Raw genomic sequence first — 14,938 nt, forward strand, 5'->3', positions numbered from 1 at the left:
GCAGGCACGGCGGCCAGGCGGGCACGGCGGGCACGGCGGGCACGGCGGGCAGGCGGGCAGGCGGGCAGGCGGGCAGGCGGGCAGGCGGGCAGGCGGGCAGGCGGGCAGGCGGGCAGGCGGGCAGGCGGGCAGGCGGGTTCAGGATGGGACCCGCTGGATGGAGAGGACACCAGCCTGGTTCTGGACCTCTTCAAGGAACGCGGGGAAATCGCGGGCGTAGTCGAGTTTGACCGAGAAGAAGTACGGCAGGCCGGCCACCGCCTCGGCCGGCACCTTGCCGCCGCCGCAATACTGGTCGCGGAACTCGCGGGAGTCGGGCCGCCAGATCAGTTCACCCTCTTCCCCCAGCGCCCAGCTGCGCCGCATCGCCGCGACGATCAGGTTGCGCTGGTCGGCGGTGGCAGCCGGGTCGACGTAGACGTGCACCCGGTCGCTGTCGCGGACCTCATTCTCGGGCGCCGCCACGGGCACACCGGCCGCCGGGTGGCACGGCGGGTCGGTCGCGTCCAACATCCACAGCGCCCCGTACGCGGCGAGGCCGGCGACCAGCACGAGTAGCGCGACCCCGGTCGGTTTCGGGTTGCGCAGCAGGAAGGCGATCGCCCGCCGGGCCCGTCCGCCTTTGTGGAAGAACGCGACGACGAGTACGAGCGACGCCATGAAACCCGCGAACCAGGTCGGCCCGGCGCCCAGTTCGGACTCGAAGCCGTTCCACCACGGCTCGCGGCCCGGTGGATCGGTCGGCTGACTGAACAGCATGCCGGGCACGAGCAGCATGAGGATGATCCCGGTGACCGTGCCGAGCAGCGCGCTCGCCTCGCCGGACCGTCCGATGCGACGGCTGACGTAGACGGTGAGCAGCAGTGCGGCGAGCGCCCCGAGGACTGCCCCGGCGACGTCGAAGATCGGCGGCGGGGTCTGGTCGCGGCGTACGGCGAAGTGCGCCCCGCCGTCCGAGTCGTAGTACGGGGCGTCGGTGTAGACGAAGTCTTCGAAGCGCAGCACCAGGCCGCCGCGGCCGGCCCAGAACTCGCCGTCCTCCTGCGCGTCGTGCACGTCCCAGCCGGCGGCGGCCAGCCGGTCGCGGGCGCCGGCGGTGTAGGTCGCGACGTCCCGGGTGGCGTCGGTGTGCCGGACCCAGAAGTCGGTCCACCCGTACTCGATGCCCTCGCCGTCGGGCTGGCGTGCGATCACGTCGGCGGGCTTGCCGCCCCACACGTCGAGCCCGGGGAACACGGTCGCGGTCAGTTCGCCGGCGGCTTCCCCGGTCGGTGGCGCGGCAGTCCGGCCGAGGCCGATCCGGTTGCCGACGGCCGCACCGAGGTAGGCGCCGGCGGCCATCACCAGCACCGCGAAGATCAGCACGCCGACGGTTCGCGGGCGGCGCAGGCGGGTGCGCAGGGCGTACCCGAGGACGTTCAGCCACTCACCCGCGGTGGGACCGGGCCGGTCGGCGGCCGCGGCCGCCTCGACCATGGTCTCGAGCAGCTCGTCCCGCCGGGGCCCGGGCGGGTAGGCCCGGACCAGCCGGCGGTAACGGCGGTACCGTCGCGTCCCGTGATCCACGGGACGAATATAAAGATTATCTGAGTATCAGTCGAGTCCTACTTGCCGAATCCGGCGGTCAGGCCGCTGAGCAACTGGCGACGGCCCACGGCGTACAGGATCAGGATCGGCAGCGTGGTCAGCACGACCGACGCCAGCACCGCGGGCACGTTGACGCCGTACTGACCCTGGAAGGTCCACAGTGCCAGCGGCAGTGTGCGCTGCTCGGGGGCGGTGGTCAGGACCAGCGGCAGCAGGAAGTTGTTCCACGACTGCAGGCCCTGGTAGATCGCCACCGTGACCAGCGCGGGGCGGGTCAGCGGGAACGCCAGGTGCCACAGCGTGCCCCACTCGGTCGCGCCGTCCATCCGCATCGACTCGAAGAGTTCCTTCGGTACGTCGCGGATGAAGTTGGCCAGGACCAGCACCGACAGCGGGATCGCGAAGCCGATCGAGGGCAGGATGATCGCGCCCAGGGTGTCGTACATCTGCAGCTTGATGATGATCAGATAGACCGGGATGATCACCGCCTGCAGCGGGATGGCCAGGCCCATCAGGAACATGCCGTTGGACAGACGCAGGAATCGGCTGTTGGCCTGGCCGCGGATGATCGCGTACGCGGCCATGAACGAGAACAGCAACGCCGGCAGCACCGTGCCGACCGCCACCGCGACGCTGTTGCCGAAGTACCGGATGAAGTCCGACTCGACGACGAGCTTGTAGTTGTCCAGCGTCGGCGCGGTCGGCGGCATGAACGGGTTGGCGTCGAAGTAGTTGTCCGACGACTTGAAGCTGGTGATGACGATCCAGTAGATCGGGATCATCACGACCAGCAGCCAGACCCAGGACATCGAGCCGCCCAGCCAGTTGATCCCCCGCAGGCCGCGCAGGCCGCGCCGGCGGGCCGGTGGGGTCTCGCTCGCGCCGCCGGATCGCACCTGGCCGGGCGGGGTGGAAACCGCTGTCGCCACGTCAGACTCCTTCCAGCTGGCTGGCACTGGCGTCGCGGCCACCGAGCCGGCGCAGCAGCAGCGCCAGGCCGAGGCCGACGAGGACCAGGATCACCGCGATGGCACTGGCCGGGCCCATCAGGTTGGCCTGGAAGCCGGTCGCGTACATGTTCACCGCCAGCACCCGGGTGGCGTCACCGGGACCACCCGCGGTCAGTACGAAGATCAGGTCGAAGAAGGTCAGGGAGCCGACCACCATCAGCGTCGACGACGTGATGATCGTGTACTTGAGCTGCGGCAGCGTGATGTTGAAGAACTGCCGGATCCGGCCCGCCCCGTCGATCTGCGCCGCCTCGTACAGGGTGACCGGGATCTGCCGGACGCCGCCCTGGTAGATCAGCGAGTGGAACGGGATGAACTGCCAGGACACCACGAAGACGACCACGCCGAGGGCCAGGTTGCCCTCGCCCAGCCAGTCCTGGACCAGGAAGTCGACGCCCAGACCGGCGCCCAGACCGAAGTTCGGGTCGAGCAGCGCCTTGAAGGTGATGGCCAGCGCGGCCGAGCTGAGCAGCAGCGGTACGAAGAACAGGACGGCCAGCACACCGCGGTAGCGCTGCCGGCCGGCCAGGAACGTGCCCAGCAGGATGCTCATCGGCGTCTGGAACAGCCACGACAGCGCCATGATCTCGAAGGTGACCCACAGCGCGTGTACCAGGCCGGGGTCGCCGAGCACCGCGCGCCAGCTGGTCAGGCCGGACGGGGTGATCGCGCCGAGCTGGTCCCACGTGGTGAAGCTGAGAGCCAGCACGCCGACCAGCGGCACCACGCCGAAGGTGAGGAACGTGACCAGCGCGGGCAGGACCATCCAGGAGACAGCGCCGGTACGCCCGCCGCCGACGGCGGCGGGCGTCCGGATGGTGGACGGAGCGACAGTCACTTGCCGAGCACCGCGTTCATGTTGGTGGCGAACTGCTGCGGCGTGACGGACAGCTGGAACAGCTTGGAGATGTTGGTCAGCAGCACCTCGGCCGCCTGGGGGCTGAGCGCCTGGTCCCAGGACTGGCCGAAGAACTTGGCCTTGCTGGAGGTGTCGTAGACGAAGCTGAGGAACTCCTTGTCCGGCGACGCGGAAATCAGGCTCTCGGTGCCCTTGACGATCGGCACCGCGCCCGAGTCGATCCAGCCCTTGATCTCGCCGTCGGTGAACTTGCCGCTGGCCAGGAACTTCTTGGCCGTCTCCTTCTGCGCGGCGGAGGCCTTGGAGGAGATCGAGAGGTACTGGCCGGGGTTGCCGACGGTGTCGCTCGGGTCGCCCTTACCGTTCTCCACCGGCGGGAAGTTCATCCAGCCGAGTTCGCCCTTCTTGACGAAGTCGCCGCCGTCCTTCTTCATGCCGCCGTAGGTCCAGCCGCCGTGCAGCATCATCGCGGCCCGGCCCTTGTACAGCAGCGCCTGGTCGGCGTTCGAGTCGGCGGTGATCGACGAGAAGCCCTTGATGAAGCCCTTGGCCTTGACCAGGTCCTGGACCTTGGTCAGCGCCTCGATCGACGCCGGGTGGTTCCAGGCGTCCTTCTCACCGTTGTAGATCGCCTCGAACACCTCGGGGCCACCGATCCGGTCGTAGAGGAACTCCAGCCACATCATGTTCGTCCAGCGGGACTGCCCGCCGAGCGAGAACGGCGCGATTCCCTTCGAGTTGAACACGCCGACCAGGTTCATGATGTCGCCCCACGACTTCGGGGGCTGCACACCGGCCGAGTCGAAGACCTTCTTGTTCCAGTACAGGATGATCGGCTGGACGGTCTCGATCGGCAGCGCGTAGAGCTTGCCGTTGACCGTGGCCGCCGGGAACGAGGACGGGAAGAGCTTGTCCTTGATCGCCTGGTTCTGGCTCATCCAGTCGGTCAGGTCCTCGACCTGGCCGGCCTCGACGTAGCTCTTCAGGCCGCCGCCGCCCCAGCCCCAGATCAGCGTCGGGCCCTGGCCGGCGCCGATGGCCGCCTTGATCTTCGTCTTGAACGCGTCGTTCTGGAAGCGCTGCTCGACGATCTTATTGTCGGGGTTGGCCTTGTTGAACTCGGCCACCGCGTTTGCCCGGATGCCCTCCTGCGGTTGCCCCGTGAGGAACCAGAAGGTCGCGGCGTCCTTGCTTGTGCCGCCACCACCGCCCGTGCCGGGACCCGAACTGCCGCAGGCCGCGAGGGCTGCGGCGGCCGAGGTGCCCGCGGTCAGGCTGAGGAAGCTCCGGCGTGACAAATTGCTGAGTTCCACTGTGATCTCCGTACTCCACTGCCGCGCGAGGGACGCGACGGGCCGGTCATCGAGAAGGTCGTTCACCCGCTGATTTTGCTCTGCAACTTTCGATCGGCGAGCGTAAGTTAACGTGAGATTTCGTTAACGTAGGATTTCGAATTCCCGCTGTCAAGGGTCTTGCTGGAGTGGTTATTAACGCGCGACAGTGACACGTACGGCGTCGCTTGCCGGAACGTTTCCGAAACTTTCGGTGCGCCGGCGCGCCCCCAACGCCGCGTACACGAAGGAGAAACACCGTGCTCGACCCCACCCGAGGTTGGCAGGACGCTTCGCTGTCCCCACCGGCGCGAGCCGATGCCCTGCTGGCCGCGATGACGCTCGAGGAGAAGGTGGCACAACTCGGCTCCCGCTGGATCGGCAACGACATGGGCGGCCTGAGCGGAGACGACGACCCGGAAGCCGCACCGAACGTCGCGCCGATGCGGGAGGACTTCGAGGCCTCCGGGCGAGTCCCGCTGGGCGACGCGGCCCGGCACGGCCTCGGTCACCTCACCCGGGTGTACGGGAGCAAGCCGCTGACCGCCGCCGAGGGCGCGGCCGAGACCATCCGCCAGCACCACGTCGTGCTGGAGCGGTCGCGGCTGGGCGTACCGGCCATGGTCCACGAGGAGTGCCTGACTGGTTTCACCACATTCGGCGCCACGGTCTACCCGGCGGCGATCGCGTGGGGCGCCACGTTCGACCCCGAACTGGTCGAGCGGATGGCCGCGGCGATCGGGCGCGACATGGCCGCGGTGGGCGTACACCAGGGATTGTCTCCGGTGCTGGACGTTGTGCGGGACTATCGCTGGGGACGGGTCGAGGAGACCATCGGCGAGGACCCCCACCTGGTGGCGACGGTCGGGTCGGCGTACGTGCGCGGCCTGCAGAGCGCCGGGGTGATCGCCACACTCAAACACTTCGCCGGTTACTCCGCGTCGCGAGGTGCTCGCAACCACGGCCCGGTCTCGATGGGCCGGCGCGAGCTGATGGACGTCATCCTGCCCACCTTCGAGGCGGCGATCAAGGCCGGCGCGCGGTCGGTCATGGCCGCGTACAACGACATCGACAACGTACCCACCAGCGGCGACCCGTGGCTGCTCACCGACCTGCTGCGGGGCGAATGGGGCTTCACCGGCACGGTCGTCTCGGACTACTGGTCGGTGCCCTTCCTGGCGATGGCCCACCAGGTCGCCGAGGACTTCGGCGACGCCGGGGCGCTGGCCCTGGAGGCCGGCATCGACGTGGAACTTCCGGACACGCTCGGTTACGGCACCGACCTGATCGAGCGGGTCCGCCGGGGCGAGGTGCCCGAGGCGCTGATCGACCGGGCCGCGCACCGCCTGCTCACCCAGAAGGCCGAGCTCGGGCTGCTCGACGCCGACTGGACCCCGGAACGTTCCGTGGCCCGGGCGGCCGAGGTCGACCTGGACGCGCCGGCCAACCGGGACCTGGCCCGCGAGCTCGCCGAGAAGTCGGTCGTGCTGCTGGAGCAGGGCACCCACCTGCCGCTGGCGGACACCGGGCGGATCGCGGTGGTCGGTCCGGCCGCGGCCGATCCGCGTACGTTCATGGGCTGCTACGCGTTCCCCAACCACGTCCTGCCCCGCCACCCCGGTCACGGGCTCGGCGTCGACGTGCCCACCGCGCTCGACGCCGTACGCAAGGAGCTGCCCCAGGCCGAGGTCAGCTACGCGCTCGGCTGCCCGGTCAGCGGGGACGACCGCGGCGGCTTCGCCGAGGCCGTGGCCAGCGCCCGCGACGCCGACGTGTGCGTGGCGTTCGTCGGCGACCTGGCCGGCCTGTTCGGCCACGGCACCTCGGGCGAGGGCTGCGACGCCCCCGACCTGCGGCTGCCCGGCGTGCAGGAGGAGCTGCTGGACGCGCTGCTGGAGACCGGTACACCGGTGATCGTGGTGGTGGTGTCCGGGCGGCCGTACGCGCTGGGCCACGTGCAGGGGCGCGCGGCCGGGCTGGTGCAGGCGTTCATGCCCGGCGAGGAGGGCGGGGCGGCGCTGGCCGGCGTGCTCAGCGGCCGGGTGCAGCCGAGCGGCAAGTTGCCCGTGCAGATCCCCCGGCACGCCGGCGGGCAGCCGGGCACGTACCTGCAGCCGCCGCTGGGCGTGGAGGACCACGGTACGACCAGTCTGAGCGCGGTGCCGCTGTTCCCGTTCGGGCATGGCCTCTCGTACACCACCTTCGCGGTCGACGACCTCCGCCTCTCGGACAAGGACGTGCCGACCGACGGCGAGTTCGCCGCGACGGTCACCGTGACCAACACCGGCGACCGGGCCGGGCACGAGGTGGTCCAGCTCTACCTGCGGGATCCGGTGGCCTCGGTGGCCCGGCCGGTACGCCAGCTGATCGGCTTCGCGCGGGTGGCGCTGGCCCCCGGGCAGAGCCGGGAGGTGACGTTCCGGGTGCACGCCGACCGGACCGCGTTCACCGGGCGCGACCTGCGCCGGATCGTCGAGCCCGGCGACATCGACGTGCTGGCCGGCACCTCGGCCGGGAACCTGCCCTGCCGGGGCACGGTCCGGCTCACCGGCGCCGTCCGCACGGTCGGCCACGACCGGCGGCTGGACACGCCGGTCGAGGTGGGCGAGTAGGCATGGCCGCACCCACTCAGCAACGCAGGAGCACCACGCTGGCCATGGTCGCCGAGTCGGCCGGGGTGTCCGTGGCCACTGTCTCCCGGGTCCTCAACGGCCGGGCCGACGTCGGCGCGGCCACCCGCGAACGGGTCGAACGGCTGTTGCGGCAGCACGAGTACCGGGGACGGAAACGAGCCCCGGTCCGCCGCAGTCCCGCCACCGCACGCCTGGAACTGCTGCTGCCCGACCCGCTGACCGCGTACTCGATAGAGATCCTGAACGGGGTACGGGACATCGGGGTGCCGGTGGTGGCCGGCGTCTTCCCGGACGCCTCGATCCCGCCCGGGCTGTGGGCCCGCGACCTGGTCGCGGCCGGGCGGGAGGCGGTCATCGCCGTCGTCGCCGACCTGACCGACGAGTACTACCAGGCCCTCGTCCGGGCCGAACTGCCACTGGTGGCGGCCGACCCGGGCACGGTGCCGCGGCCGGAGGTGGCCAGCGTCGGGGCGACCAACTTCGCCGGGGGCATGGCGGCGGCGCACCATCTGCTCGGGCTGGGGCATCGGCGGATCGCGTACGTGGGCGGCCCGCCCCGCGCCGCCCACAACCAGGCCCGGCTGCACGGGCTGCGCGCGGCGCTGGAGGCCGCGGGCTGTCCCCCGCCGCCGTCCTACGTCAAGCCCGGCACGTTCACCCACGAGCACGGCCTGGTGGCCGGGTCGGCGTTGCTCACGCTGCCCGAGCCACCGACCGCGATCTTCGCGGCCAGCGACGAGTCGGCGTCCGGGGTGATCGAGGCGGCCCGCGGGCTGGGCCGCCGGGTGCCGGAGGATCTCAGCGTGGTCGGCTTCGACGACACCCAGGTGGCCCGGTTCTCGTCGCCGCCGATGACCACGATCCGCCAGCCGCTGCGCGAGATGGGCCGGGTCGCCGCCCGGACCGCGTTGCGCCTGGCCGCCGACGAGTCGCCCGACTCGTTCCACATCGAGCTGGCGACCGAGCTGGTCGTCCGCCGTTCGACCGCACCGCTGCGGGGCTGAGGCGGCGCCAGGTCAGGCGGGGTGGCCGTCCGCGGCCGCCCCGTCGAGCCGGGTCAGCAGGAAGACCGGGATCACCCGGGTGGTCCGGGTCTGGTAGTCGGCGTAGGTCGGAAGGGCTTCGACGCAGCGGGTCCACCACAGGTCCCGTTCCGGGCCGGTCAGCTCGCGGGCCCGGTAGTCGTGCCGGGCCGGGCCGTCCTGCAGCTCGACGTGCGGGTTCTTGCGTACGTTGTGCACCCACAGCGGGTGCTGGGGGCGGCCGCCGGCCGAGCCCACCACCGCGTACTCGCCGTCGTGCTCGACGCGCATCAGCACGCTCTTGCGCAGCGCCCCCGACTTGGCTCCCACGCTGGTCAGCACGACCACCGGCCGGCCGTGCAACTCCACGCCGCGGGTTCCGCCGCTGGCCTCGATCAGTTCGGCCTGCTCGCGCGCGAACTCGAAGGTGCTGGGCGCGTACTCGCCGGTCAAAGGCATGGGCCACTCCATTTTCTGGGTTGAGTAACCCATTCCTATCGCACGCGGTCAGGGTCGCGCAACCCAATCCCTCGGGCGGTTCGGGCCCTAGCGGATCGCGGCCAGGGTGCGGCGGCCGGTCAGCCAGGCCACGGCGGCCAGCACCGCCCCGGCCACGACGGTGACCACGGCCAGGACCCAGGGGCGTGGCCACCCCGGCAGCGGCAGCGGCGGCCTGGACAGGCCGGAGAGCGGCAGCGCCCAGCCGGTCAGCCCCCAGGTGAGCAGGCCGATGGCCAGGCCGGCGATCACCGCGGCGGCGACCAGGGCCGGGTACGTCCACAACGTCGCCTGCCGCAGCGCCGGCCGGGACAGGCCCTGGGCCCGCAGCGCGGTCAGATCCTCGGCCCGGCGGGCGCGGTCGACCGTGGCCGCCAGCACCAGCGCCCCGGCCGCCAGCCCGGCCGCCAGCACCGCGATGATGACCGCGAAGACCAGAGCCAGGGCCGGGCCCTGCCGGTCGAGCGACGCCCGCACGACCGACGCCCGCACGTCCCCGGTGATCACCAGGCCGGCGGCGGACAGCCGGTTCAGGGCGTCGTCGGGCGCCTCGGCGTTCAGCCACACCTGGGTGCCGGCGCTCGCGCCGCCGTCAGTCGCGATCCGGTCGGCGTAATCGAGGTCGATCAGCGTGGCCGGCGTGCCGACGCCGGGCAGCGCGGACTCCTCGGCGATCGGGTCGATCCGGACCGGTTTGCCGTCCAGCCCGGGGACCGGGTCGTCGTTGCCGGCGCCGGCGACCACCGCGGGCAGCACCGCGGGGGTGGACACCGGCTGCAGCAGCAGGGCGTCTTGGATGCTGTTGACCGAGGTCAGGTCGATGGTGCCGTCGGGGCGCAGGGCGGCCGGCGAGTTGGCCCGCCACGCGCCGGCCCGGGGCGAGTTGAGCGTGACGGTGCCGGTGATGTCCCGGTTGCCGTCGCCCTCGCTGATCCGGATGGCGTGGACGCGGCACACCTCCCGGCAGACGTCGACGTTGCGGGCGTACGTGTGCCGGCCCTCCTGGAGGTCGCCGAGCGGCAGCACCTCGTCGCCCAGCGGCGAGCCGACCACGATGCCGACGGTGACCAGCTTGGCCGGGTTGGTGCCGGTGGCGGTCAGGTCGACGGCGACGGTCGGCCCGCGCACGGTCAGCGGCTCGGGCGCGGCCGGTCGCAGCGCGGTCGCGGCCGCCTTCGCGTCGCCGGCCGGCCAGTTGGCCACCTGGGCCAGGCGGGTGGAGTCGACGGCCAGGCCGGCCGGTTGGCCCGGTTCGGTGGTCAGGCGAATCGCGGCCATCGCGTACGCCCCGGCCGGATCCGCCGTACGTACCGCGGCGAGCAGCGACTGCCGCCCGGTCGCCTGCACCGTCACCACCCGGTCGGCTCCGGTGCCGAGGTCGGCCTGCACGTTGCGGGCCCGGGCGGCGGCGTCGACCGCGCACGCGGCGAACGCGGAGACCGCGACCGCGGCCACCACCAGCGTGAAGATGCGCGCGGCGCCGGGCCGGCGGGACAGCTGGAATCCGGCCAGCGCCAGGCCGGGGCGGCCGCGGCCGAGTGCCCGGGCGGCGTAGCGGGTGACAGTGGGCAGGACGGCCCGGGCGGCGAGCTGGGACAGGGCCACCGCGACCAGCGCGCTGGCGAACGTACCGACGCCGGTCAGGGTGCCGCCGGTGACGAAGAGCTGGACCGTCGCGATCACCGCGAGCACCGCCACCGCGGCCTGCACCGCGATCGCGCCGACGGCGCGGCGCACCACCGGCGCGCGCCGCAGCAGCTCGCTGACCGGGCTGAGCAGCTGGCGCCATTCGGCCAGCAGGGCGGTGATCAGGGCGGCCAGGGCGGCGACGGGGGCCCAGCGCAGCGAGTCGAGGCCGGGGTCGGCGCCCACGCCCGGGAACCGGATCGCGGCGACCGCGTTGACCAGCAGCTGCCCCGCGACGCAGCCGGCGATCGCTCCGATCAGGACGGCGACCAGGTTTTCCCCGGTGGCCAGCCACCAGCGCTGGCCCCAGCGGGCGCCGCGCAGCGCGACCACGGCCAGTTCGGGCCGGCGCCCCTCGGTGCCGTAGCCGACGGCCAGGAAGATGGTCAGCAGGCTGAGCAGCACCAGCGCCACCGCGGGGACCGGCACGATCAGGTGCGCGGCCCGGCGGCCCTGGTCGATGCGGGCCAGCAGGCCGGGAATGCCGCTCTCCATCTTGATGCCGCCGCCGAGGCCCTGGACCTGGCCCTGCAGCGTGGCGATGCCGGTCTGCAGGGCGGGAAGCCGGTCGACGGCCAGCGCGCCCGGACCGGCGACGCCGTCCACGGTGAGCCGGGTGGTGCCGTGGTCCGTTCCCTTGAGCGTGCTGTCCAGCACGAACATCGGCTCGTCGGGGGCACCGACGTAGGCGGCGAAGTATCCGTTGCTGCCCCAGTAGGACTCGCCCGGGTCGGGCACCCGGTAGATGCCGGAGACCAGCAGCGGCTTGTCCGCGCCGTTCTTCTTCCAGAAGGTGTCGCCGTCCGCGTGGACCAGCACCGCGAAGGCCATCGAGATGGACTGGCCGACCTTGATCTTCAACCGCTGGGCGGTACGTTCGCCGACGACCACGTCGCCCTCGCCGGACAGGCAGCGGCCCTCGATCATGGTGAGGTGACCGCACACGTTCTGGCGGTAGACGAACTGGGTGCGCCGGGTGATGTCCGGGTCGACGCCCATCGCCGGGAACTCGGCCGCGGACACGTACGAGAACCCGGGCAGCCCGAACAGCGCGCCGCGGGTGTCCTCCAGGTTCTGCGGCCGGGACTGGCCGACCAGGGCCCGCTGGTCGTCTTCGTCCTGGCTGAGCGTGAAGGTCTTCTCGGGGCCGGCCGCCACCTCGACCTGCCCGGCCGCGACGGCCCGGTCGGTGGCCCGCAGCCAGGCCGGCCCGGCCACCGCGGCGGCCACCCCGAGCAGGGTGAGCAGGGCGACGGTGAGCGCCTGGCCGCGGCGGCTCCACAGCATGGCCAGGACCAGCCCGATCATCGGACACCTCCGCGGACCCGGCGGGCCAGCGGACGCGCGGCCAGCACCCCGACGACGGCCAGGGTCACGGCGGCGGCCAGCGCGGCCAGGCCGAGGGCGGCCGCGCTGAGCGGGCCGGGCGCCGGGACCACCCGCCAGCCGTCGCCGAACGGTGGCGCGGTCAGGCCGGTGATCGGCACGGCCAGCCGGGCCGCGAGCACGCCGGCGAGCAGACCGGACACGACCAGCGCGGCGGTGCCGAGGTAGCCGGCCTGGACCGCGCTGCGCTCGGACAGGCCCTGCACGCGCAGGGCGCGAAGCTGGGCGGCGTACGGGTCGCGTTCGGCCGCCGCCGTGACGGCCACCGTGCCCGCCGCCAGCAGCAGCGCGATGACCACGGCGAGCAGCGCGAACCGGGCCGCGGCGACGCCGCCCTGGGCGGCCAGCTGCTCCTCGCGCTCGGCGGTGGTCCGGTCGGCGGTGACGGTCAGCCCGGCCGCGCGCAGCCGGTCCACGATGCCGGCCGGTGCGCCCGGGGCCAGCCACACCTGGAGGGTGCCGACCAGGTTGGCGTCGGCCGCGGTACGCCGGGCGGCGTCCAGGTCGACCATCATCCCGGCGTTGCCGACGACCGGCAGCACGGGCACCTCGGCGGCCACCGCGACCGGGTTGTCGCCGGCGCCGAACCGGGGCGTGGCCGGGTCGTCGTAGCGCCATTCCTTGGGCTGCGGGCCGGCCAGCACGACCGGCATCGGGCGGGGCATCTCGGCCGCGTAGACCCGGTCGCCCGCGGTCTGTCCGTGGGTGTCCCCGGCCGTCATCGACAGCGCGCCGCCGGTGGTGCTCAGTTGCAGCGCGACGCCGGCGATGTCGGTGAACCAACGGTTGACGTCGCCGAGCTGCGCCGCTCCGATGATCTCGGCGTCCGGGCCGCGCTGGCGCAGCCCCTCGACGACGATCGGGCCGGGCGTCGGCTTGCCGGTCTCGGTGATCGGGGTGGCCAGCTGGAAGCGGACGAACCGGCAGCCCGGCGCGATGGCGCATTCCGGCACGGCGGCGGTGACCGTGGCCTCGCCGCGCGGGATGTCGTCGAACTTGGCCTCCACGGTGGAGCCGTCCTTCTCCTGCTGCAGGGTGGCGGTCATCAGCGCGGGCAGCGAGCGGCCGTTGCGCAGCCGCAGTTCCAGCCGGTCGCCGGTGATCAGCGGCAGCGGTGCGGGCACGCGGGCGGCGGCGATCGCGGCGGGCAGCGCGCCGACCGGCCCGAAGTCGGGGCGCCAGCGGGCCACAGCCGCGAGGCGGGAGCTGTCCACGGCCAGGATGGGCGGGTTGCTGTTGAGGTCGGCCAGAACGGCCATCGCGGTACGCCCACCCGGATCGGCCGCGCGGACGGCGTTGAGGAACTCGGTCGTGCTGCCCGCGCCGACCGTGAGGACCCGCTCGGCGCCCAGTTCCACCCCGGCCCGGGCGACCCGGTCCCGGTCGGCCGCGGCCAGCCCGCCGGCGCCCAGCCCGAGCATCGCCACCGCGGTCGCGACCAGCACGAAGACCCGGTCGGCGGCGGGCTGCCGGGACACCTGCACGGCGGCCAGGCCGGCCCGCAACCGGCCGCGCCGCACGGCCAGGCCGCCGGCCCACGCGGTGATCGAGCGCAGCACCCGGGCCAGCACCAGCGCGATGGCCAGCGCGGTCAGCGCGGGCGCGACCACGCCCAGCCCGGTCGGCCGGTCGCCGCTGCGGGCCTGGTAGACGGCCGCCGCGGCCAGCGCGATCAGGATCAGGTCGAGGATGTCGGCGGCCCGGCCGCGGCGTTTCGGGGAGGCCCGGCGCAGCAGGGCCACGATCGGCAGCCGCAGCGTGGCCGCGTCGACCATCACCAGCACGAGCATCGCCACCAGCAGCACGACCAGCACTGCGGCCAGCGTGCCGAGCAGGGCCAGCCACAGCTCGGAGCGGACCGGCAGGTCGCCGCCGAGCAGCCACCCGGCCAGGAAACCCACCGGCAGGCCGGCCAGCACGCCCGCGGCCAGCGGCGGCAGGTGCTGGCCGGAGGTCATCCGCAGGGTTCCGCCGCGGGTGTTGCCGCGCAGTTTGAGCAGGCCGACGTCGTCGCGCCGGACCGGCAGCGTGGCCCGGCCGGCCAGGCCGAGCGCGACCCAGCCGAGCAGCAGCACCTGGCCGAGCGCGATCAGCACGCCGATCAGCACCGCCGTGCGGTCGTCACGGACCTGCCGCTGCAGGTCCCGGGTCGGGTCGAGGATCTTGACGCCGGCGCCGAGCAGGCCGGGCCGGGCGGCGTTGACGGCCGTCCGCAGGTCGTAGCCGTTGTCGCCGCGCAGCAACGGCTCGGGCACCTCGATGTCGCTGACGAACACCGGGGTGGCCAGTTGCGGTGCGTCGAAGCTGGCGACGGTGGTGAAGACCGGGTCGAGGCTGGCCTGGGCCCGGTAGGCCGGGTTGGCCCAGTACCCGCCGGACGGGTCGTCGATCTGGTAGATCCCGGTGACTCGCAGCCGCAGCGGCGGGCTGCCCGGTGACTGCCGCACCGGGATGGGGTCGCCGGTCCGGAGCTTCAACCGCCGGGCCGCGTCGCCGCTGATCGCCGCGTCGCCGCCGGCCGCCGGGCAGGCGCCGGTCAGCCGGACGTGCCGGCAGAAGTCGTCGCGGTAGGCCACCGGGATGGCCGAGGAGGCGGCGTTGGCGGTCTCGGTGGTGTAGACCATCGGGCGGGTGGCGCCGAGCAGGGGTGTGGCCCCGGCGATGGCCAGCTCGCCGGTGACCGAGCGGCCGAAGTCAGTCAGGCCGGCCTGGGCGTTCCCGCCGCTGATCGTGCTCTGTTTCTGGAAGGACAGGACGCGCTGGGCGGGCGGGGCGGCGGCCACGTCGGCCGCGGCGACCCGGGAGGCGACGGCGAGGCCGTACCACGGCGCGGCCACCGCCGCGGCCGTGGACAGGCCGGCGAGGACCAGCACCATGAGCGACTGGGCGGCGCGCGCCCGCACCGCCCCCATGATCACCGTGTCCA

General features: G+C 73.0%; 9 protein-coding genes. 2 read left to right on the plus strand and 7 right to left on the minus strand.

Annotation, left to right across the window (positions count from 1 at the left end; genetic code table 11):
• Nucleotides 1-138: 138 nt before the first annotated feature.
• Genes ACGFIO_RS23170 through ACGFIO_RS23185 form a run of 4 tightly spaced genes read right to left on the minus strand, consistent with a single transcriptional unit; the run spans nucleotide 139 to nucleotide 4,835 of the window.
• Nucleotides 139-1,566 (minus strand): hypothetical protein, encoded by a 1,428-nt coding sequence (locus tag ACGFIO_RS23170; protein WP_392828467.1) that lies wholly within the window; start codon nucleotides 1,564-1,566, stop codon nucleotides 139-141.
• A 38-nt stretch (nucleotides 1,567-1,604) separates the two neighbouring features.
• On the minus strand, nucleotides 1,605-2,516 hold the full coding sequence (locus ACGFIO_RS23175; RefSeq protein WP_392828468.1) for a carbohydrate ABC transporter permease: 912 nt from the start codon (nucleotides 2,514-2,516) through the stop codon (nucleotides 1,605-1,607).
• 1 nt (nucleotide 2,517) lies between these two features.
• Nucleotides 2,518-3,435 carry a carbohydrate ABC transporter permease gene (locus ACGFIO_RS23180; protein WP_392828470.1) on the minus strand — a complete coding sequence of 306 codons (918 nt, stop codon included), beginning with the start codon at nucleotides 3,433-3,435 and terminating at the stop codon, nucleotides 2,518-2,520.
• Nucleotides 3,432-4,835 (minus strand): extracellular solute-binding protein, encoded by a 1,404-nt coding sequence (locus ACGFIO_RS23185; RefSeq protein WP_392828472.1) that lies wholly within the window; start codon nucleotides 4,833-4,835, stop codon nucleotides 3,432-3,434. The genes ACGFIO_RS23180 and ACGFIO_RS23185 overlap by 4 nt, the downstream gene beginning before the upstream one ends.
• A 212-nt stretch (nucleotides 4,836-5,047) precedes the next feature.
• Here ACGFIO_RS23185 and ACGFIO_RS23190 point away from each other — a divergent pair, with 212 nt between their 5' ends.
• A complete protein-coding gene (locus tag ACGFIO_RS23190) occupies nucleotides 5,048-7,399 on the plus strand; it encodes a glycoside hydrolase family 3 N-terminal domain-containing protein (RefSeq protein WP_392828474.1) in 2,352 nt (783 codons plus the stop codon).
• A gap of 2 nt (nucleotides 7,400-7,401) precedes the next feature.
• The gene (locus tag ACGFIO_RS23195) at nucleotides 7,402-8,424 is read left to right on the plus strand and encodes a LacI family DNA-binding transcriptional regulator (RefSeq protein WP_392828476.1); all 1,023 of its coding nucleotides are present in this window, start codon (nucleotides 7,402-7,404) and stop codon (nucleotides 8,422-8,424) included.
• Nucleotides 8,425-8,436: 12 nt separating this feature from the next.
• Here the strand turns inward: ACGFIO_RS23195 and ACGFIO_RS23200 are convergent, their stop codons facing one another.
• The 3 genes from ACGFIO_RS23200 to ACGFIO_RS23210 form a co-directional block, all read right to left on the minus strand.
• On the minus strand, nucleotides 8,437-8,901 hold the full coding sequence (locus tag ACGFIO_RS23200; protein ID WP_392828477.1) for a nitroreductase family deazaflavin-dependent oxidoreductase: 465 nt from the start codon (nucleotides 8,899-8,901) through the stop codon (nucleotides 8,437-8,439).
• An 87-nt stretch (nucleotides 8,902-8,988) separates the two neighbouring features.
• Nucleotides 8,989-11,934 carry an FtsX-like permease family protein gene (locus tag ACGFIO_RS23205; RefSeq protein WP_392828479.1) on the minus strand — a complete coding sequence of 982 codons (2,946 nt, stop codon included), beginning with the start codon at nucleotides 11,932-11,934 and terminating at the stop codon, nucleotides 8,989-8,991.
• Nucleotides 11,931-14,915 carry an FtsX-like permease family protein gene (locus ACGFIO_RS23210; protein WP_392828481.1) on the minus strand — a complete coding sequence of 995 codons (2,985 nt, stop codon included), beginning with the start codon at nucleotides 14,913-14,915 and terminating at the stop codon, nucleotides 11,931-11,933. Before ACGFIO_RS23210 ends, ACGFIO_RS23205 begins: the two co-directional genes overlap by 4 nt.
• Nucleotides 14,916-14,938: the final 23 nt, after the last annotated feature.

Source organism: Actinoplanes sp. NPDC049265, from assembly GCF_043197135.1.
Lineage (GTDB): Bacteria > Actinomycetota > Actinomycetes > Mycobacteriales > Micromonosporaceae > Actinoplanes.